Consider the following 19,115-nt stretch of genomic DNA (forward strand, 5'->3'; position numbering starts at 1 on the left):
TTTTTGTAGTTGTTTTGGGGGTGTTGCCGGCTTGCAGCAGGGGCAGGCATTGCCAGCCCCTGCGAGTGGATCAAAGCTGGTCGAAATCCAGGACGACCTTGTCGCTGACCGGGTAGCTCTGGCACGAGAGCACGTAGCCGGCGGCCACTTCGTAGTCTTCAAGGGCGTGGTTGCTGTCCATCTCCACTTCACCTTCGACGACCTTGCACTTGCAGGTCGAGCACACGCCTGCCTTGCACGAGTAGGGCAGTTCGGCGCCGATGGCATTGCCGGCGTCGAGGATGCTCTGGCTGTTGCGCGGCAGGTCGAAGGCCAGGGCGCGGCCGTCGCTGATCACGGTGATCTGGCTGACCGCCGAATCTGCCTGGCGTGCTGCCTCGCGAGCTTCGCGACGCTGCTCGTTGCCGGCTGCGGCGAACAGCTCGAAATGGATGCGTTCGGCCGCCATGCCGCTGTCCTTGAGGCGGTCGCGGACGATCTCGGTCATGGCCTGTGGTCCGCAGATGAACGCAGCATCAAGGCGCGGCACATCAAGCCAACGGCTGAACAGTTGCCCACACTTGTCCGCATCAATACGGCCGTTATAAAGGTCGATGTCCTGCTGTTCGCGGCTGAAGACAAAAATCAGGTTCAAGCGCTGCAGGTAGCGGTTTTTCAGGTCCTCAAGCTGTTCGCGGAACAGCGCACTGCTGCTGGCGCGATTGCCATAGAGCAGGGTGAAGTGGCTGTTGGGTTCGGTTTCCAGGGTGGTCTTGATGATCGACAGGATCGGGGTAATGCCGCTGCCAGCGGCAACCGCCAGATAGCGGCCCTGTCGTTCAGGGGCGAGGGCGATGTTGAAGCTGCCGGCTGGCGGCATCACCTCGAGCACATCGCCTGCGCTCAGCACGTCGTTGGCGAAGGCGGAGAAGCGACCACCCGGTACCCGCTTGACGGCCACACGCAACTCGCTGTCGTTGACCCCGGTGCAGATTGAATAGGAACGGCGTACTTCCTCACCGTCCAGCTGGGTGCGCATGACCAAGTACTGGCCCTGGGTAAAACGAAACTGCTGGCTGAGCGTCGCCGGCACGTCGAACAGAATCGACACCGCATCGCGGGTTTCTGTGCGCACTTGCTTGACGGTCAGGCTGTGAAATTGGCTCATGGTGGCTCTCCATCACGCGCTTAGATGCACTTGAAGTAATCGAAGGGTTCGCGGCAATCGCAGCAGCGGTACAGGGCTTTGCAGGCGGTCGAGCCAAACTGGCTGAGCAGTTCGGTGTGTGCGCTGCCACATTGCGGGCAGTTCACGGTGCCGTCATCGCCGAGCAGGCTGCGTTTGTTGGCACTGCCCAGCGGGGGCGCGATGCCGTAGGCCAGCAAGCGCTCGCGGCCGGTGCTGGTGATCCAGTCGGTGGTCCAGGCCGGGTGCAACTGTCGTTCGAGCTGCGGCGCGCTAAACCCTGCGTCTTCCAGGGCCTGACGAATATCGGCTTCGATGACTTCAGTGGCGGGGCAACCGGAATAGGTCGGGGTGACCACGACATGCAAATGCCCGGCATTCCAGGCCAGTGCACGAACAATCCCCAGCTCGACCACGCTGATCACGGGCACTTCCGGGTCCATGACCCGGCCCAGCACCTGCCAGGCCTGGTCGAGGTCGCCGGGCACCGCAGCGCGGGCGCCGAGGTCGCTGGCTATCAGCTCACCAGGTTGCATCGGGGTAGGCTCGTGGCAAGAACTGCATTTCAGCCAGCAGCAAGCCCAGATGCTCGCTGTGCAGGCCCTGACGACCGCTGAGGTAGAAGTGGCAGGCCGGTGCCGGCAAGGGCAGGGTGGCGCTGTCGAACGTTCGCTCGACCTGCTGTTGCCAGGCGGCGGCGATCTGCTGCGGGTCGCCGATAAGGCCCGCCGCGTGCAGGCGCTGCTCGACGGCATCGCTGTCGCTCAGCTCGACGGTAAAGCGCCACAGCTGCGGGATGGCTGCGAGCATGCGCTGGTGGCTTTCCTCTGTGCCGTCGCCCAGGCGCTCGACCCACTCGCTGGAGCGGCGCAGGTGATAGGTCACTTCTTTCACGGCCTTGGCGGCGATGCCTTGCAGGCGGCTGTCGCTGGAGTGGGTCAGGCCTTCCAGTACCGCCAGGTGCCAGGCGTCATAGAGGAACTGCTTGAGCACGGTGACGGCATAATCGCCATTGGGTTGCTCGACCAGCAACAGGTTGCGGTAGGCGCGCTCGTCGCGGCGGAAGGCCAGGTGATCGGCATCGCGACCGTCATTGGCCAGTTCGGCGGCGTACTCCAGCCAGTTGCGGGCCTGGCCAACCAGGTCCAGGCCAACGTTCATCAAGGCCAATTCTTCTTCCAGTGCGGGCGCCCGACCGCACCATTCACACAGGCGCTGGCCCTGGATCAGGGCGCTGTCGCCCAGGCGTAGCAGGTATTGGATCAGGTCCTGGTTCATCTTACATATGCCCCACTTCAGCCGGCAGCTCATAGAAGCTGGCATGGCGGTAGACCTTGTCTTCGGCGGGGTCGAACAACGGGTCTTTTTCGTCTGGCGACGAGGCGGTGATCAGTGCCGAGGGCACTACCCAGAGGCTCACCCCTTCGTTGCGGCGGGTGTACAGCTCACGGGCATTTTCGATGGCCATGGCGGCGTCGGCGGCATGTACGCTGCCGACATGCTTGTGGTTCAAACCGTGCTTGCTACGCACGAAAACTTCGAAAAGGGTCCACTCGGACATCTCGGCTACTCCAGATCAGGCGGCGTTCTTGTTGTGTTTTTTACGGGCATGAGCAACGGCGGCGGCACGTACCCAGGCACCGTCTTCGATGGCCTTGCGACGGGTAGCGAGGCGTTCCTGGTTGCAGGGGCCGTTGCCCTTGAGCACCTCGTAGAACTCTTCCCACTGAATCGCACCGAAGTCGTAGTGGCCGCGTTCAGCGTTCCATTTCAGCTCCGGGTCGGGTGCGGTGCAGCCCAACAGTTCCAGTTGCGGTACGGTCTGGTCGATGAAGCGCTGGCGCAGTTCATCGTTGCTCTGGCGCTTGATCTTCCAGGCCATCGATTGCGCGCTGTTGGGTGAGTGTTCGTCGCTTGGGCCGAACATCATCAGGGCAGGCCACCACAGGCGATTGATGGCGTCCTGAACCATGTCCTTCTGTGCCTGGGTACCGTGACGCATCATGGTCAGGAGGATTTCGTAGCCCTGGCGCTGGTGAAAGCTCTCTTCCTTGCAGATACGGATCATTGCCCGCGAGTAGGGGCCGTAACTGGTGCGCTGCAGCACAACCTGGTTGACGATCGCGGCGCCGTCGACCAGCCAGCCAACGGCACCCATGTCCGCCCAGTTCAGGGTCGGGTAGTTGAAGATGCTGGAGTACTTGGCCTTGCCGCTGTGCAGCTTGGCGACTTCTTCGTCACGGTCGGCACCCAGGGTTTCCATGGCGCTGTACAGGTACAGGCCATGGCCCGCTTCGTCCTGGATCTTGGCCATCAGTTGCAGTTTGCGTTTCAGGCTAGGGGCGCGGGTGACCCAGTTGCCTTCGGGCAGCATGCCGACGATTTCCGAGTGGGCGTGCTGGGAAATCTGTCGAATCAGGGTTTGCCGGTAGGCATCGGGCATCCAGTTCTTCGGTTCGATCTTGATTTCCGCATCGATCTTTTCCTGGAACGCGCGCTCCTGCTCGGACATCTCCTCCAGCGTCTTGAGGCGTTTTACGCCGGTCTCAACCAGTTGTGCGTACATGCTGTGTCTCCAGCCTTGAGGGGTGGGCTTGGGCCTGGCAGTAGTTATAAGTGATACATAATCAAATATCAAATACAAAAATACGTGTCGTATAAAATTTTTGTATCGCTTTTACCCGAACAGCGGGCGAAAAAAAGCCCCGCCGAAGCGAGGCTCTTTTCGTGCTGCTGGAATAGCCCTTATGGGGCGGGTTACGTGCGCTTGTCGAACACCCGGCAGGCCTTGCCCTCGGAGCGTTTAATCGAAAACACGGGCTGCAGCACGATACGTGCACTGATGCCGATGTGGGTTTTGATGTGTCGGCTCAGATCGCCGCACAGGGCTTTCTGCTGATCCTCGCCAAGGTGCTGTTGGTCGGGCCTGAGCTCAACGTGTACATCGAGGCTGTCGAGATTGCCATTGCGATACAGATGCATCTCGTAGCACTCGGAAAGCTGTTTTATTTTCAGGACCTGTTCCTCGATCTGTGTCGGGAACACGTTGACACCCCGGATGATCAACATGTCGTCGCTACGTCCGGTGATCTTGTCGATGCGTCGCATCGGTCGGGCAGTGCCTGGCAACAGGCGAGTGAGGTCGCGGGTGCGATAGCGAATCATCGGCAGCGCCTCTTTGCTCAAGGAGGTGAACACCAGTTCGCCCAACTCACCATCAGGGAGTACCGCCCCGGTCACCGGGTCGATGATCTCGGGGTAGAAATGGTCTTCCCAGACGGTAGGCCCGTCCTTGCTTTCCGCACACTCCATGGCGACGCCCGGCCCCATGATTTCCGAAAGGCCATAAATGTCCAGGGCCGTGATGCCCAGGCGCGACTCAAGGGCGCTGCGTAGTTCAGGTGTCCAGGGCTCGGCGCCGAAAATACCCAGGCGCAGGGCCAGTTGGTGCGGGTCGATGCCTTGGCGCTCGATTTCATCGGCAATGTTCAGCATGTAGGACGGCGTGACCATGATGATGTCGGGCTGGAAGTCACGGATCAGTTGCACCTGCTTCTCGGTCTGGCCGCCGGACATTGGAATCACTGTACAGCCGAGGCGCTCGGCACCGTAGTGGGCGCCAAGGCCGCCTGTGAACAAGCCATAGCCGTAAGACACGTGAACCTTGTCGCCTTTGCGCCCACCGGCGGCACGGATCGAGCGGGCGACCACATTGGCCCAGGTGTCAATGTCGTTCTGGGTGTAGCCGACCACGGTCGGCTTGCCGGTGGTGCCGCTGGACGCATGCAGCCTGACGACATCGTGCATGGGCACAGCGAACATGCCGTAGGGGTAGTTGTCGCGCAGATCGGCCTTGTAGGTAAACGGGAGTTTTGCCAGGTCGTCGAGGCTGCGGATGTCGTCGGGGTGTACGCCCACTTCGTCGAAGCGCTGACGGTACATGGGGACATTCTGGTAGGCGTGACCGAGGCTCCAGCGCAAGCGCTCCAGCTGATGCTGGCGCAGTTGGTCGATGCTGGCGGTTTCCATCGGGTCGAGCACGGCGGCATTGCTGATCTGCATGTTCATGGGTTCACTCAAATTGTTTTTGTAAGGGCCGGGGCTACCGGCCTGAGTGCATGACGCCAAGAATACCTTGGGCGCCATGGCCTGGGGTGTACGTTCAGCCGTCAAGGCGCTCGATGATCAGCGCAATGCCCTGGCCTACACCGATGCACATGGTGCACAGGGCATAGCGCGCCTGACGTTCCTCCAACTCGATCAACGCGGTGGTCACCAGGCGGGCGCCGCTCATCCCCAGCGGGTGCCCCAGCGCGATCGCGCCACCATTGGGGTTGACCCGAGGATCATCGTCGGCGATGCCCAGCTCGCGCAGCACTGCCAGCCCTTGTGCGGCAAAGGCTTCATTGAGCTCAATGATATCCATGTCGGCCAGGCTCAGGCCCGACCGCTCCAGAACCTTGCGGGTAGCCGGTACCGGGCCAATGCCCATGATCCGTGGTTCAACCCCGGCGGTGGCCATCGCCACGACCCGGGCACGCGCTTTAAGGCCATAGCGCTGGGCTTCGGCGCGGCTGGCCAGGAGCAGAGCGCAAGCGCCGTCGTTGACGCCGGAGGCATTGCCTGCGGTGACCGTGCCATTGGCGCGGAACGGGGTGCCGAGTTTCTGCAATTGTTCCAGCGTGGTTTCGGCACGCGGGTGCTCGTCGTGTTCGACCACCTTGGGTGGGCCTTTGCGCTGGGCGATCTGGACGGCGATGATTTCCTTGGCCAGTCGGCCACGGGCCTGCGCCGCGGCGGTGCGCTGCTGGCTACGCAAGGCAAACGCGTCCTGATCGGCACGGGAAATGTTGAACTGTTCGGCGACGTTCTCTGCCGTTTCCGGCATGGAATCGATGCCGTACTGCTGTTGCATCAGCGGGTTGACGAAACGCCAGCCAATGGTGGTGTCGAACAGCTCCGCCTGGCGCGAAAAAGCCTGCTCGGCCTTGCCCATGACCAGTGGTGCACGGGACATCGACTCGACGCCTCCGGCCAGCATCAATCCGGCTTCGCCACTGCGAATGGCGCGGGCCGCACTGCCGATGGCATCCAGGCCCGAACCGCACAGGCGGTTCAGGGTGGTGCCGGGCACGCTCAGCGGCAAACCGGCCAACAGGGCAGACATGCGCGCGACGTTGCGATTGTCTTCGCCCGCCTGGTTGGCGCAGCCGTAGTACACATCGTCAATGGCGCTCCAGTCCAGTTGTGGGTGGCGCTGCATCAGTGCACGCAGCGGAACCGCACCGAGGTCGTCAGCGCGCACGCCACTGAGCGCTCCGGCGTAGCGGCCAATGGGGGTGCGCAGGGCATCAATGATCAATGCGTCGTTCATGCCGGGGTCTCCGTGTTCAGCACGCTGCCGCGCACTTTGTAGGACTTGCCGTGAAACAGGGCGATCAGTTCGCCCTGCTGGTTTTCAATGCGTACGTCGTAGTTGCCGGTACGGCCGCTGCGGCTTTGCTCGGTACACACCGCCGTCAACGTGTCGCCGAGTCGTGCCGGGGCGATGTAGTCGATGCTGCATCCAATCGCCACGGTGGCATCGTTGTAGCTGTTGCAGGCAAAAGCGAAGGCCGAATCCGCCAGGGCGAACAGGTAACCGCCGTGGCAGGTGCCGTGGCCCTGGAGCATGTCCTCGCGCACGCTCATGCCGACCCGCGCACTGCCAGGGCCGGTGGCGAGCAGGCGCATGCCCATGCCCTGGCTGGCCTGGTCGCGTTGGAACAGGGCCTGGGCGCAGCGGCTGGCCAGATCAAGACAGTCATTCATGGAACAGGGCTCCTTCGGCCAGTAGCCGACGCAGTTGCAAAGAAGGACGGTAACGTTCTTCGCCGTAAGCGGCCTGCAGGTTGCCCAGCACCTGGACAACCCGCTCGATACCGATGGCATCCGCCCAGGCCAGAGGGCCGCAGGGATAGTTGACCCCGGCGCACATGGCCAGATCCAGGTCCTGAGCGCTGGCAACGCCTTGCAACAGGGCGTCAGCCGCTTCGTTGGCCAGCATGGCGACGGTGCGCAGTACGCACAGGCCCGGGCTGTCCCGCAGGGCGCTGACGGCGATACCGGCACGGTTGAGCAGTGCGACGACCTGGTCGCGGGCCAGCGTAGTGGTGTCTGCCGCAGTGCTGATGGCCAACCGAGAGGCTTGTTGGTAATCAAGGGCGAGGTCGAGCAGGACCAGGTTGTCCAGACCCTCCTCACGGGCCCGTTGGCTGGCCATTCGACCATCACTCAGCGCCACGGTGGCATCGCCGACCCGCAGTACGCCGCGGCCTGCACGGCGTACCACGCTGATGCCGCTGGCTGCCAGTCGCGTGACCAGCGGCTCGAGCAGGCCGCTTTCGCCTTCCACGATCAGTTGCTCGACCACGGCGGTGCTGTGCAGGTTGCTCGGCTGGGGACGCATAGCACCTTCACGGTAGTCATAAAAGCCAAGTCCACGCTTGCGACCCAAGTGGCCAGCGTCGACCAACTCTTTCTGGATCAATGAAGGCTGAAAGCGCATGTCCTGGTAGTAGGCGTCGAACACTGAGCAGGTGACGGCATAGTTGACGTCGTGTCCGATCAGGTCTGTCAGCTCGAAGGCGCCCATGCGAAAACCACCGGCTTCGCGCAACAGTGAGTCGAGGCTGGCGCAATCGGCCACACCTTCCTGCAGCAGGCGCAGGCTTTCGGCATAGAACGGGCGAGCCACGCGGTTGACGATAAATCCCGGCGTTGAGCGCGCCAGCACCGGTGTTTTGCCCCAGGCACGGGCGGTGGCAAGGATGCAGGCTGCAACCTCTGGATCGGTGGCCAGGCCGCTGATCACTTCAACCAGGGCCATTAACGGTGCCGGGTTGAAAAAGTGCATGCCGACAACCTGGGCCGGGCGTTGAAGGCCTGCCGCCAGGCGGGTGATGGACAGTGACGAGGTGTTGCTGGCCAGGATGCAGTCACTGCGGCACAGGCCTTCCAGTTCGCTGAACAGTGCCTGCTTGACCTCCAGGTTCTCGACAATGGCCTCGATCACCAGCCCGGCATCGGCCAGAGCCTCAAGGCTGTCGGCTGGCTGCAGCCGGGCGATGCAATCGGCCTTGGCGGTGGCCGCCAGCTTGCCGCTGGCAACGCGTTTGGCCAGCTGTTGGTCGATGTTGGCGATCGCCTGCGCGGCCGCGCCCGGACGATTGTCGTACAGCCGTACCGGGTGCCCGGCCTGCGCGGCCACTTGTGCGATGCCGGCCCCCATGGCGCCTGCGCCGATCACTGCGATCAGGGTGTGCGGGTTCAAGGCGGGCATGTTCAGCACCCCTTGAACACTGGGGTGCGCTTGGCCATGAAGGCGCTCACCCCTTCACGGTAGTCTTCGCTACGCCCGGCCAGGCGCTGGAGGTCGCGCTCGAGCGTCAGTTGCTGCTCGAAGCTGTTGTCCAGGCTGGCGTGCAGGCTACGTTTGATCAGGGCCAGGCCATAGGTCGGCTGAGTCGCCAGGTGTCGGGCCAATTTCAGTGCTTCATCACGCAAGTCAGCATCGTCGACACAGCGGTAGATCAAGCCCCACTCCACGGCCTGCTCGGCGCTCAAACGATCACCCAGCAGGGCCAGGGCCTTGGCCCGAGCCATGCCGACCAATCGAGGCAGGGCCCAGGTGCCTGCAGAGTCGGGAATCAGGCCAATCTTGCAGAATGCCTGGATGAAGCTTGCTGAGCGGGCGGCCAGCACCAGGTCGCAGGCCAGCGGAATGTTGGCGCCGGCACCGGCGGCCACGCCGTTGACCGCACAGATAACCGGCATTGGCAGCTCACGCAGCGTGCGGATCAACGGGTTGTAGAAACGCTCGATGGATTCGCCCAGGTCTGGCACTGCTGCACCTGGCGCGACATTGCGGTCGCCCAGGTCCTGACCTGCGCAGAAGCCACGCCCCTCGGCAGTGAGTAACAGTACCCGCGCCTCGCCGCTCTGACGCACTGTCTTGAGTGCCTGGCGAACCTCTTCATGCATCTGGGTATTGAAACTGTTCAGTTGCTCGGGGCGATTGAGGCTGAGGCGTGCAACGCCGTCTTCAATGGAAAACAGAATGTGTTCAAACGTCATGGTGGCTGCCTTTGGTTGCAGGTCTGTCAATGTCGCGAAACGGACGCAGGGGCTTACTGGCCGTTGAAGCGGGCTGGGCGTTTTTCCTGGAAGGCGCGAATACCCTCGTTTCGGTCGGCGGTGCCGGCGAGCAAGGTAAAGGCGTTGCGTTCAAAGCGCAGGCCGCTGGCCAGGTCGAGGTCCTGCGCCTTCAACAGCGCTTCCTTGGCCAGGCGTACCGCCAGCGGGGCCTTGTTGGCGATGGTGCTAGCGATCTGCAGGGCGCGTTCGACCGTCAGCTCTGGTGGTGTGATTTCACTGACCAACCCGGCCTCCAGTGCACGGCGCGCACTGATGGGCTCGCCGCTCAGGACCATCTGCATGGCCAGCGATTTGCCAACTGCGCGCAGTAACCGTTGGGTGCCGCCTGCGCCCGGCATGATCCCCAGATTGATTTCGGGTTGACCGAACTGAGCATCTTCGCTAGCGATCAGGATGTCCGCGTGCATGGCCAGCTCACAGCCGCCGCCCAGGGCATAGCCGTTGACTGCAGCGATCAAGGGCTTGGCGAAGCCGGTGATGCGCTGCCAGTGGGCCTGGCGGGGGTCGTTGAGCATGCCGACGAGGTCGCGCTCAGCCATTTCATTGAGGTCGGCGCCTGCCGCAAACGCCTTGCGGCTCCCGGTCAGCACCACGGCGCGGATGGTGTCGTCGTGGTTGCAGCGTTCCAGTTCGTTCGCCAGTTCGGCGAGCAGTTCGGTGCTGAGTGCGTTCAGCGCCTGAGGGCGCTGCAGGGTGATCAGGCACACCGCCTGGTGGGATTGCACGGCAAGTGTTTGCGGCATGGCAAGGACTCTCGCAAGGCGGACGCGGCCTTTGGCCGGACTGGTTTTTTGGACGGGCCCCAGGGCCGTTTTTCCAGAGTATAGCCACAACGTGATACGTAAATGCAATACTAAAATAAAATAGCGTGTCTTAAATTCGCGGGTCTCTTACTCGCGCCGCTCACTATTTCTGCTGATTTTTGTTGTGGAATTAGTGATTTCTGGATGTTTGGCGCTGTTGCAATGTGATACAAGAAAGACGATTTTGCAGCGAACAAAATTCCAGCTTTAGACGCGAGGAGCGTGCCTATGACGTGTTACAGCCTCGATGAACTGACGCCAGTGGTTGATCCAACGGCTTACGTTCACCCATCCGCCGTGTTGATCGGTGATGTGATCATCGGCCCGCGTTGCTATGTCGGCCCACTGGCCAGCTTGCGCGGTGACTTCGGTCGGATCGTGCTGGAGGAGGGCGCGAACGTTCAGGACACCTGTGTGATGCATGGTTTTCCGGACAGCGACACGGTAGTTGAACGCAATGGCCACGTCGGTCACGGCGCGGTACTGCACGGATGCCGGGTCGGTGCAGATGCCTTGATTGGTATGAATGCAGTAGTGATGGATAACGCGCATATCGCCGCGCGTTCATTCGTTTCGGCCGGTGCGCTGGTCAAGGCTGGTTTCAGTTGCCCAGAGCAATCGTTGGTGCTGGGTTCACCTGCGCAGGTCAAGCGCCGGCTCAGCGATGAGGAAGTGGCCTGGAAGCAGGCCGGTACGCGCGAGTATCAAGTGTTGGCGCAACGCTGCATGGCCTCGCTGCAGGAATGCACGCCACTGAGCGTCGTCGAGGCCGACCGCCGCCGTATCCATGACAGCGGGTTGCGCCCCAAGTCGTCGGGCAGCGCCTGAACAGCGCCCCGGCTGTGCCCTGAATGGTCATTGCTGACTGCCAGGGGTATATTTCTTATTTTTCGACCGGAACGCCCATGTCGTCCCTAGCTCCGCTCACTAAACTGATCGACCGTTTCCAGCAGCAAACGCCCATTCGCGCCAGTTCGTTGATCATCACGCTCTACGGTGATGCCATTGAGCCACATGGCGGTACCGTGTGGCTGGGAAGCCTGATCCAGCTGCTCGAACCCGTTGGGATCAACGAGCGCTTGATTCGCACATCCATTTTTCGCTTGACCAAGGAGAACTGGCTAACGGCTGAAAAAGTCGGGCGGCGCAGCTATTACAGCTTGACCGGCACGGGACGGCGTCGTTTCGACAAGGCCTTCAAGCGGGTCTACGCCAGCACTTTACCGGCCTGGGACGGCTCGTGGTGCCTGGCAATGTTGACTCAACTGCCGGCCGACAAGCGCAAGCAGGTGCGCGAAGAGTTGGAGTGGCAAGGCTTTGGTGCGATTTCTCCGGTGGTGCTGGCGTGTCCACGTTGCGACCGGGCCGATGTGAACGCCACGCTTCTGGACCTCGGCGCACAGGAAGACACACTGCTGTTCGAGACCACTGCACAGGATGTCATGGCTTCAAAAGCACTGCGCATGCAGGTTCGCGAGAGTTGGAACATCGATGAGTTGGCTGCGCATTACAGCGAGTTCATCCAGTTGTTCCGGCCACTGTGGCAAAGCCTGCGCGAGCAGGAGCAACTCGACCCACAGGAATGCTTCCTGGCGCGCATCCTGCTGATTCATGAGTACCGCAAGCTGCTGCTGCGTGACCCGCAGTTGCCTGACGAATTGCTCCCTGGCGATTGGGAAGGGCGTGCAGCGCGACAGTTGTGCCGGAATATCTATCGGTTGATCTATGCGGCAGCCGAGCAGTGGCTGGAGTCGGCGATGGAGACCGCCGACGGGCCGTTGCCGGATGCCAGCGCAGGGTTCTACAAGCGCTTTGGCGGCTTGCCGGTCGGCGCCGGGCCTGGCAGTGAAGCCGATACGGCGGACTAGCAGAAGCTGGCTCAGGTACCGTCTGGCGCGGTCAGGAGGTGCTTGGCCCACGGCCGGTAATGCAATTCAAACACGGCCTGCGGATGGCAGCTTTTGCTGGTTTGCGGTGGTGCGGGGGCGGCCTTGAATGGTTGGCCTTCCGTGCTGGTCTGGCGGAATGCTTCTCGGATGATGCCAATCTCGCAGGCGAGCGCTGCCGCGTACTGCTGGCGGACGAACTCAGGCAAGCGCCCGGTCCCGGCGCCGTCCTGCCACCATACCGTCAGGCCGAGACGGGCCAATGCCTCCAGCCACTGTGCTTGTCCGTTCGGTGACAGCTTGCCAGTGCTGAAAACACTAAGGTGCATGGGGCCACCTGCTTCGCGCAGGAAGGCTTGCAACAGCGTGTGCAGCGCCTCACGGCGGTCGGCCTGTTGGAAGTGCAGGTCATCCAGTTCCATGGGCAGGTACCAACCGCTGACCGGAAGCGCCCAGGTGTCCTTTAGCCGTTGCTGCTGAGCCAGCGATTGGCCCAGTTGTGCTTTCCAGTAGGCGATCAGGCCCGCGCCGTCCAGTTCGTCGATACGCCTGTAGTAGGCGTCGTCCATGTGCAGCCCGAGTACCAATTGCAGGCCCTGTTCATGGGCCAGGCGCAGGCTGTTGGCGAGCCAACCCTGGGCGCCGCCAAAGTCCTCGCTGCCGTAGCGGCTCCATTGCACGATCAGGGTCTGGACGCCCTGGTTTGCGGTTTCGCGCCAGAGGGTGCGCCACTGTGCCGGGCTCAGCGCCGCATCGCGGCTGAGCGGCTGGTAAAACAGACGTTCGTCAGCATTGACCAGAACACTCAGTATCAGCAGTAGCACGCCCAGTACGTATCGCCCCATCAGAAGTTCAACTCCACGCCCAGGAGCACGCCGTTGGCCCGCTCATATAGATTGCCGCCCAGCGCCTGCTGGTATTCGGTGCGAACTGTCAGATGGCCTCGGTAGGCGTTGTAGCGATCGTCATCGAACCACCATTGCCAGCGCAGGCCGAGGCCGGTGCGCAGGTCCTGACGCCAGTCGTTGCCGGGATCCTGGCTGGAAAACGCCAGAAAACCATAGGGCATCAGTGTTTGCGGGCGGGTAGCTGGCAGTTTCCAGGTATGCCCCTGCTGGAATCGTGATGTCCACTGGTGTTCACCAGCATGCGTCCACCAGGCGGCGTCCAGGTAGAGAAACCGTTCACTCCAGTGGTTCTCCTCGACACGCCAGTCATTGCGGTAGTCGCCTTGATCGAGGAACGAAGCAGTCGCGCGTAGCAGCAGGTCATTGCTGCTCTGGGCATTGCCGCGCAGGTCGCCATAGGTGTCAGCGACCTTGCCGGGGCTGAGCAGTTGGCCGAGGCTGAGGCCGCTGTAGTGCTGATCGTCGATCTGGCGTTGCTGGTACAACTCGGCGTACAGGTTCAGGTTGGTGGTGCCCAAGGGCTTGTAGCGCAGGCCGAGCCCGGTCCCCATGCTTTGGGCATAGTGGCTGCGGTCCTGGCCGCCGAACAGCACTCGGCCATACACCGACAGTGTGCTGCCGTTGCGGCTCGGCTCATCACCCAGGGCATGGTCCCACAGGGCTAGCTGAACGTTCTGCGAGGCAGCACGGCGTTGCGGGTTGTTGCTGCGCAGGGTGTCGTTGGTCGAGACGCCGGCCGGCGACCAGGTGCTGGCCACGCTGATGCTGTCGCGTTGCGAAAGGCTCTGATGGGCGCGGCGTTGCCGGTACACACGGGCGGCGAGGTGGGTGTCATCGGTACCGTCGTCCACCATGTTCTGTTCCAGGTCGATGATACGGCGCAGTTCCTGGCGGGCTGCTGCGCTGTTTTCAACCTCGTCGTAGCGCCAGGCCAGGGTTTCGCCAATGCGGTAGTCTTCCGGAAAGTCGTGGCTGGCCTGTATCAGGTAGGGCAACGATTGCCTGCGCAGTTGTGGTGTGTCGGCGGCGGCCAGTCGCACGCCGTAGTCGGCGCGATAGCGCGGGTTGTCGGGGGCGAGCCGTGCCGCTTCTGCCAGCCATTCACGGCTCTGTTGTGGGTCGTTGGCGTGTTGTGCAGTCACGGAGGCTGCATAGTAGTGATCGGCGCGCGGCTGATGGCGCAGGGCTTCGCGTTGCAGGGCCATGGCTTCGGCGAAAGCGCCACGGCGTTGGGCAATGGCCGCGCCCAATGCCCAGTCGTCGGCGCTGCTGTGTGGCGCAGCACGCCAATGCTCCCAGGCCTCTTGAGTGTGGTTGCTGTTCAAGGCGCTACGGGCGGCGGTGAGTCGGGCATTGGCCGTCCACTGCTCGGAGGGCAGTTGCTGCCAGATCCTGTAGGCGGCTTCGGCGTCGCCCGCCGCGTCCAGTGCATAGGCCAATGGCACTTGGCTGGCCGGGTCGCCACGGCGTACGGCCGCCTGGTAATAGGCGACGGCCACTCCGGGGCGTTCTGGCATCGCGCAGCGGCCCAGCGCACGCAACTCACCGATTTCACGAGGTACTGGCGGGGTCGCAGCGCGAACGACCTCGCAGTGACCACTCTGTGCCAAGCGTGCCAGCAGTTGCTCGCGGCTGGCGCTGTCGAGTTGCGGGATCAGGGTTTTCGCACGGCCTGCATCCAGCGGCCTGTCGACGCGGCTGTACAAACCACCTAACCGTTGCAGTAATACCGGTGGCCAGGGGCCTTGGCGACGGTCGTAGGCCTGTTCGAGCAGTTGTTGTGCACGGTCATCCTGATGGTGTGTGAGTTGCAGATAGGTCGCCTGATCCAGCGCCTCCAGGCTACCGTTGAGGTGATAAAGGCGCTCCCAGGCATCAATGGCTTCACCCGGGCGATCGAGAGGAAGCGCCATGGCTTCGACCGGCAGGCGTTGGGCCAAGGCCCTGCGGTCGCTTTGCTCGACGAGCTCCCTCAGTTGCTGACGCCGTTGCGGTTGCTCTAGGTCCTGCTTGGGCAATGCTTGCAGGCAGCGTAGCGCCAGGTTTTTTTGATCCAGCGCGATGGCCCGGTCGATCATTGCCAGGCGCATTTGGCGTGCCGCTTCGGCAGACGGCGGCTTGGCCAGCAGTGCGCTCAGTGCTGTTTCGTCCAGGCGCTGGACGTAGGCATTGGCCAGGCGCCGCCACGGTTCTTCAGGCAACGGCCCGCGCGCGGCCAAAGGCGCGAGCTGTGCGATGGTTTGCTCACTGTTGTGCAGTTGCTCGGCCCAGTTGGCGCGCGCCATGCGCAGCAGACGATCATCACCTTTGCCTGGCAGTTGGTCGAGCCAGTCCAATGCCCGTTGGGCGCCCCCGAATTTGGCCAGGCTCAGGCTATAGGCTTGCCATAAGCGTATGCGTTGCGTGAGGTCACTGTCCGCGATCCAGCGCTCGACCTGGCTTTTACCGGGCGGGTCTTGCTCAATCCAGGTCAGGCGCAGTTGCAGCAGGGTGTCGGCGTGATCTGCGCTGGCGCCAAAGGCTTCGGCCACCTGTTCAGCCTCGCGGTAGCGTCGTTGCCGGGTAAGCGCCACGATCAACAGGGCGCGTGCTTCATCGTTGTTGGGTACTTTCTCCAGCAGGTACCGGGTCAACCGCTCGACCTCTTGCCAGTTGTTGTTGCGCGCCTCGCGGTAGCTGCGGTCCATATAGGGGAAGCTGCGGAATCGCTCAAAACTACTGAGCGGCGCGGCGAGCGTCTGTGAACTGATACACGCCACCAGCAGGCTGGCAGCAATCAGCAGTGGACGTCGTTTCATGCCACTTCCTGCGCCATCTGATAGGCGATCCGCAGCTCGGCGGCCTGCTCGGCCAGCGTTTCCTGAAGAACCTCGGCGGTAATCAAACCGCGCGCCACCAGGTGCTCGCCGATGGACATCTGCTCCGGGTTGTAGTCAATGAGTACCTGATTGAACAAGCTGGTTGGCAAGATGCCACGCACCTGCAGCAGTGCGCCAAGCATGACCTGGTGATGGCTGACCCGCTCAAGGAGCGCAGCGTCGTCCTGATGCTTGGCCAGCACTGCGAGCATTTGCCGCGTGTCCTCCGGTTGCCAGGGGCTGGGGTAGTGATAACTCAATCCCAGGGTGACTCGCCCTTGGGGGGCCAATTGGCAACGTACGGGACGTTTCAACTGGCGACTGATCACCCCTAGCGCTACCTGGCTGACAGGCCCCTCGCTGGCCAGAACCAGCGTCGGGCCGTCTTCAGCGACCGGCAGCACCGCATAAAGAATAGCCAGCCGACGAGGCAACTGGGCAATCAGCGCCGGGGGAATGTTGAACGGGTTGAGCGGCGCCCACGCCATGTCAAATTGCTCGGCAAGTGCCTGGACCAACTGCTCGCTGTCGATCAACCCTCGCAATAGCAGTTCACGCCCCAGGCGCCGGCGTACCGGGCTGGTCAGGGCATCCTGCAGTTGTGCTTCGCTGATCAGCCCCTTGGCGACCAAACGCTGCCCCAACGGTTCGCGCATGGGGGTGGTCAGGGCCGGAAACTCGTGAGTGGTCTTGTCCCAGGCGACCCGTCGCGAGTCGCCCATCTCCAGGACTTGGCGCAGGGCACGCAGGTTGGCGAAAAAATTGACGAAATTGCTCCACATCATTCGGGGTGCCGAAAGCAGGCCCTCAATGATGCCGTAGTAACGGGTGACGAAATAACCGCGCTGAAGCAAACGATTGATCAACAGCAGGCCGTTGAGCCAGAGCAGCGTCGACAACAGGGCGCTGTCGGACAGGATGGACGGGAAGCGCCAGGCGTCGGGTGCGATCACCGTCACCAGCCACATGGCCAGCAATACCAGGAACAACAGGTTAACCAGAAAGCTCAGCAGGTAGGCAAACAGCCCGCGGCGATCGCGCCAGAGGAAGTAGTTGAGTGCCCCGATGCGGCTCCAGCCCAGGTTGCTGGTGCCCTGAAAGACGATCCCCACGATCCAGCGCGACTTCTGGCGGATCGCGTTTCGCCAGTCACGCGGGAAGTGTTCGCGCACGCAGATAACCTGAGCAAATTCACGGCTCATGCCCCAATGCCATTCGCGCTTGAGCGCCAGTTGCGGGTCGCTTATCGAATAGCGGGCAAAGATGCACTTCATGCCTTTGTGCTTGAGCCTGAAGCCGATGTCGTAGTCTTCGGTCAGGCTCTGTACATCGAATGCGATACCGTCGCCGTCTTCAAGCAGTGCCGTAATAGCCCGGCGGCTGAAGCAGGTACCGACACCGGCGCTGGGAACCTGGCCGCTTAGCGCTTCGCGGACAATGACATCCTTGCCATGGTTTTCGGCGAACTCATCGACGTAATGACCTGCCGTGAACCCGTGCCATTGGGGGGCGAAGGGGTAGACCGGTATCTGAATCATGTCCTTGTCGGGCAGCAAGTAGTTGAACAGCCGCAGTTCCATAGGCGAGATGACATCCTCGGCGTCATGCAGGATGAAACCGGCGAACTCGATCCTCGCATCGCGCTGGAAGCGCAGGATCGCGTCGATGATGTTGTTAAGGCAGTCGGCCTTGCTGGTGGGGCCGGGGCGGGCACAGATGACTTTGTGAACATTGGGATAATGCAGGCACACCGCATCGACATCGGCCTGGGTTTGCGGGTCGTTGGGGTAGGTGCCGACAAAAATCTGGTAGTTCTCGTAATCGAGGGTGGAGGCTGCCAGGCGCGCCATCTCGCCAACGACGCCCACTTCGTGCCAGGCAGGCACCATGATTGCCAGCGGTTTTTCCGGTACCTCGAACAGGCGGCGCTCGTCGGCGCGCGCATATTTGTCATAGATGCGAAAGCGTCGTACGAGTTTGCGCAACCAATAGATCAGGTCGATGAACAGATCGTCGAGCCCGAGCAGGAACATCAGGCTGGCCAGTACAATGGCCAGCAGCTTGAGGCCGAACAGCACGTAGGTCAGGGCGTCGACCAGGCCCAGGCTCATGACATCTCTCGCCCGTTGGCGTTGTCCTCGAGCCAGCGGCTCAGTCGTTCGGCAATGCGCTCGCTGGCATGTCCGTCACCGTAAGGGTTGAGCACCCGGCTCATGTGTTGGTAGAGGTCAGGCTCTTCAAGCAGGCGGCTGGTTTCCTTGACGATTCGTTCGGTCTGGGTGCCCACCAGCAACACCGTGCCACCCTCCAGTACAGAGGGGCGCTCCGTTACCTTGCGCAGCACCAGCAGTGGCTTGCCCAGTGCCGGTGCTTCTTCCTGGATTCCTCCTGAATCGCTCAGGATCAAGTAGGCGCGGTCCATCAGCCAGACAAAGTGTCGATAGTCCTGAGGGGGAACCAACAGGATGTTCGGCTGATGCGAAAGCACCGAGTAGACGGCCTTCTGGACGTGCGGATTAAGATGCACCGGGTAGATGAACTGAACCTCGGGGTAGCGCAGGGCCAGCTCGGCGATGGCCAGGCAGATACGCTCAAAGCCATGCCCGAAGTTTTCCCGGCGATGGCCGGTGATCAGCACCATGCGCTGGTCATCGCGCAAAGCCGACAGCGGCGAGCCGATTGCCGGTTTCCAGTGGCTGCTCTTGAGGTGTTCGCGCATCCACAGCAGGGCATCGATGACCGTATTGCCGGTCACTTCGATCTGTTCCAGCACGACCCCTTCGCGCAGCAGGTTATCGCGGGCCTTCTTGGTCGGGGGGAAATGCAGGTCGGCGATGATCGTGGTCAGACGACGATTGGCTTCCTCGGGCCAGGGCGCCTTGAGGTTTCCGGTACGCAGGCCGGCCTCGACATGGGCAATGGGGATATGGCGGTTGAAGGCGCAGAGTGCAGCGATGAAGCTGGTGGTGGTGTCGCCGTGAACAAGGACGATATCCGGGTTCACCCGCTCGTAGTAAAGGTCGAGCTTACCCAGCAACTGTTGGGATAATCCGTTGAGGCTCTGGTTGTCGGTCATGACCTGAAGGTCGATGTCGACGGTCAGGCCGAAGTCCTTCAGAACCTGATCGAGCATCTCCCGGTGTTGCCCGCTGGAGCAGATGTTCAGCGCTATGTCGGGCCATTGGCGCAATACCCTCGCCAGCGGCGCCATCTTGATCGCTTCGGGGCGTGTGCCGAAAACCATCACGACTTTATAGGGCATGTTCGTGCTCCTCATAGCCTCCTTGCGCGTGCTAAAA

17 protein-coding genes are annotated in these 19,115 nt (G+C 62.1%); 2 read left to right on the plus strand and 15 right to left on the minus strand.

Annotated elements, in window-relative coordinates:
• Nucleotides 1-70 precede the first annotated feature (70 nt).
• From paaE to paaF, 11 genes are all read right to left on the minus strand, one after another.
• The gene (paaE, locus tag CS390_RS12470) at nucleotides 71-1,147 is read right to left on the minus strand and encodes a 1,2-phenylacetyl-CoA epoxidase subunit PaaE (RefSeq protein ID WP_099774738.1); all 1,077 of its coding nucleotides are present in this window, start codon (nucleotides 1,145-1,147) and stop codon (nucleotides 71-73) included.
• Between the two features lie 20 nt (nucleotides 1,148-1,167).
• On the minus strand, nucleotides 1,168-1,701 hold the full coding sequence (gene paaD / locus CS390_RS12475) for a 1,2-phenylacetyl-CoA epoxidase subunit PaaD (RefSeq protein ID WP_099774740.1): 534 nt from the start codon (nucleotides 1,699-1,701) through the stop codon (nucleotides 1,168-1,170).
• Nucleotides 1,688-2,443: a 1,2-phenylacetyl-CoA epoxidase subunit PaaC gene (gene paaC, locus CS390_RS12480; RefSeq protein ID WP_099774741.1), complete on the minus strand. Its 756-nt coding sequence runs from the start codon at nucleotides 2,441-2,443 to the stop codon at nucleotides 1,688-1,690. Before paaC ends, paaD begins: the two co-directional genes overlap by 14 nt.
• 1 nt (nucleotide 2,444) lies before the next feature.
• Nucleotides 2,445-2,726 carry a 1,2-phenylacetyl-CoA epoxidase subunit PaaB gene (gene paaB / locus CS390_RS12485; protein ID WP_065758393.1) on the minus strand — a complete coding sequence of 94 codons (282 nt, stop codon included), beginning with the start codon at nucleotides 2,724-2,726 and terminating at the stop codon, nucleotides 2,445-2,447.
• A 15-nt stretch (nucleotides 2,727-2,741) separates the two neighbouring features.
• Nucleotides 2,742-3,731, minus strand: coding sequence for a 1,2-phenylacetyl-CoA epoxidase subunit PaaA (gene paaA / locus CS390_RS12490; protein ID WP_065758394.1), 990 nt, complete (start codon nucleotides 3,729-3,731; stop codon nucleotides 2,742-2,744).
• A 191-nt stretch (nucleotides 3,732-3,922) separates the two neighbouring features.
• Complete coding sequence (gene paaK / locus CS390_RS12495; protein WP_099774743.1) at nucleotides 3,923-5,233, minus strand: phenylacetate--CoA ligase PaaK; 1,311 nt, start codon at nucleotides 5,231-5,233, stop codon at nucleotides 3,923-3,925.
• 94 nt (nucleotides 5,234-5,327) lie between these two features.
• Nucleotides 5,328-6,539: a 3-oxoadipyl-CoA thiolase gene (pcaF, locus tag CS390_RS12500; RefSeq protein WP_099774745.1), complete on the minus strand. Its 1,212-nt coding sequence runs from the start codon at nucleotides 6,537-6,539 to the stop codon at nucleotides 5,328-5,330.
• The gene (gene paaI, locus CS390_RS12505) at nucleotides 6,536-6,976 is read right to left on the minus strand and encodes a hydroxyphenylacetyl-CoA thioesterase PaaI (protein ID WP_099774747.1); all 441 of its coding nucleotides are present in this window, start codon (nucleotides 6,974-6,976) and stop codon (nucleotides 6,536-6,538) included. Before paaI ends, pcaF begins: the two co-directional genes overlap by 4 nt.
• Complete coding sequence (paaH, locus tag CS390_RS12510; protein ID WP_099774749.1) at nucleotides 6,969-8,486, minus strand: 3-hydroxyacyl-CoA dehydrogenase PaaH; 1,518 nt, start codon at nucleotides 8,484-8,486, stop codon at nucleotides 6,969-6,971. The genes paaI and paaH overlap by 8 nt, the downstream gene beginning before the upstream one ends.
• 2 nt (nucleotides 8,487-8,488) lie before the next feature.
• The gene (gene paaG, locus CS390_RS12515; RefSeq protein WP_065758399.1) at nucleotides 8,489-9,280 is read right to left on the minus strand and encodes a 2-(1,2-epoxy-1,2-dihydrophenyl)acetyl-CoA isomerase PaaG; all 792 of its coding nucleotides are present in this window, start codon (nucleotides 9,278-9,280) and stop codon (nucleotides 8,489-8,491) included.
• A gap of 53 nt (nucleotides 9,281-9,333) precedes the next feature.
• Nucleotides 9,334-10,104, minus strand: coding sequence for a 2,3-dehydroadipyl-CoA hydratase PaaF (paaF, locus tag CS390_RS12520; RefSeq protein WP_099774751.1), 771 nt, complete (start codon nucleotides 10,102-10,104; stop codon nucleotides 9,334-9,336).
• Between the two features lie 288 nt (nucleotides 10,105-10,392).
• Here paaF and paaY point away from each other — a divergent pair, with 288 nt between their 5' ends.
• Nucleotides 10,393-10,992: a phenylacetic acid degradation protein PaaY gene (gene paaY, locus CS390_RS12525; RefSeq protein WP_065758401.1), complete on the plus strand. Its 600-nt coding sequence runs from the start codon at nucleotides 10,393-10,395 to the stop codon at nucleotides 10,990-10,992.
• A gap of 77 nt (nucleotides 10,993-11,069) precedes the next feature.
• The gene (paaX, locus tag CS390_RS12530; protein WP_065758402.1) at nucleotides 11,070-12,032 is read left to right on the plus strand and encodes a phenylacetic acid degradation operon negative regulatory protein PaaX; all 963 of its coding nucleotides are present in this window, start codon (nucleotides 11,070-11,072) and stop codon (nucleotides 12,030-12,032) included.
• Nucleotides 12,033-12,043: 11 nt separating this feature from the next.
• On the opposite strand, the gene CS390_RS12535 is transcribed toward paaX, so the two are convergent.
• Genes CS390_RS12535 through wecB form a run of 4 tightly spaced genes read right to left on the minus strand, consistent with a single transcriptional unit; the run spans nucleotide 12,044 to nucleotide 19,078 of the window.
• Nucleotides 12,044-12,895 carry a DUF4434 family protein gene (locus CS390_RS12535; RefSeq protein WP_099774753.1) on the minus strand — a complete coding sequence of 284 codons (852 nt, stop codon included), beginning with the start codon at nucleotides 12,893-12,895 and terminating at the stop codon, nucleotides 12,044-12,046.
• A complete protein-coding gene (locus CS390_RS12540; RefSeq protein WP_099774755.1) occupies nucleotides 12,895-15,756 on the minus strand; it encodes a phage receptor in 2,862 nt (953 codons plus the stop codon). The genes CS390_RS12535 and CS390_RS12540 overlap by 1 nt, the downstream gene beginning before the upstream one ends.
• Nucleotides 15,753-17,927, minus strand: a complete 2,175-nt coding sequence (gene nrfB / locus CS390_RS12545) for a cyclic di-3',5'-guanylate-activated glycosyltransferase NrfB (RefSeq protein WP_099774757.1) — start codon at nucleotides 17,925-17,927, stop codon at nucleotides 15,753-15,755. The genes CS390_RS12540 and nrfB overlap by 4 nt, the downstream gene beginning before the upstream one ends.
• Nucleotides 17,924-19,078, minus strand: coding sequence for a non-hydrolyzing UDP-N-acetylglucosamine 2-epimerase (wecB, locus tag CS390_RS12550; RefSeq protein WP_099774759.1), 1,155 nt, complete (start codon nucleotides 19,076-19,078; stop codon nucleotides 17,924-17,926). The genes nrfB and wecB overlap by 4 nt, the downstream gene beginning before the upstream one ends.
• Nucleotides 19,079-19,115 lie beyond the last annotated feature (37 nt).

The sequence above is a fragment of the Pseudomonas sp. HLS-6 genome, assembly GCF_002753995.1.
Classification (GTDB): Bacteria; Pseudomonadota; Gammaproteobacteria; order Pseudomonadales; family Pseudomonadaceae; genus Aquipseudomonas; species Aquipseudomonas defluvii.

Coding starts and splice junctions, on each gene's coding strand:
- paaE (WP_099774738.1), bottom strand. CDS start 1,147: ATGAGCCAATTTCACAGCCTGACCGTCAAGCAAGTGCGCACAGAAACC.
- paaD (WP_099774740.1), bottom strand. CDS start 1,701: ATGCAACCTGGTGAGCTGATAGCCAGCGACCTCGGCGCCCGCGCTGCG.
- paaC (WP_099774741.1), bottom strand. CDS start 2,443: ATGAACCAGGACCTGATCCAATACCTGCTACGCCTGGGCGACAGCGCC.
- paaB (WP_065758393.1), bottom strand. CDS start 2,726: ATGTCCGAGTGGACCCTTTTCGAAGTTTTCGTGCGTAGCAAGCACGGT.
- paaA (WP_065758394.1), bottom strand. CDS start 3,731: ATGTACGCACAACTGGTTGAGACCGGCGTAAAACGCCTCAAGACGCTG.
- paaK (WP_099774743.1), bottom strand. CDS start 5,233: ATGAACATGCAGATCAGCAATGCCGCCGTGCTCGACCCGATGGAAACC.
- pcaF (WP_099774745.1), bottom strand. CDS start 6,539: ATGAACGACGCATTGATCATTGATGCCCTGCGCACCCCCATTGGCCGC.
- paaI (WP_099774747.1), bottom strand. CDS start 6,976: ATGAATGACTGTCTTGATCTGGCCAGCCGCTGCGCCCAGGCCCTGTTC.
- paaH (WP_099774749.1), bottom strand. CDS start 8,486: ATGCCCGCCTTGAACCCGCACACCCTGATCGCAGTGATCGGCGCAGGC.
- paaG (WP_065758399.1), bottom strand. CDS start 9,280: ATGACGTTTGAACACATTCTGTTTTCCATTGAAGACGGCGTTGCACGC.
- paaF (WP_099774751.1), bottom strand. CDS start 10,104: ATGCCGCAAACACTTGCCGTGCAATCCCACCAGGCGGTGTGCCTGATC.
- paaY (WP_065758401.1), top strand. CDS start 10,393: ATGACGTGTTACAGCCTCGATGAACTGACGCCAGTGGTTGATCCAACG.
- paaX (WP_065758402.1), top strand. CDS start 11,070: ATGTCGTCCCTAGCTCCGCTCACTAAACTGATCGACCGTTTCCAGCAG.
- CS390_RS12535 (WP_099774753.1), bottom strand. CDS start 12,895: ATGGGGCGATACGTACTGGGCGTGCTACTGCTGATACTGAGTGTTCTG.
- CS390_RS12540 (WP_099774755.1), bottom strand. CDS start 15,756: ATGAAACGACGTCCACTGCTGATTGCTGCCAGCCTGCTGGTGGCGTGT.
- nrfB (WP_099774757.1), bottom strand. CDS start 17,927: ATGAGCCTGGGCCTGGTCGACGCCCTGACCTACGTGCTGTTCGGCCTC.
- wecB (WP_099774759.1), bottom strand. CDS start 19,078: ATGCCCTATAAAGTCGTGATGGTTTTCGGCACACGCCCCGAAGCGATC.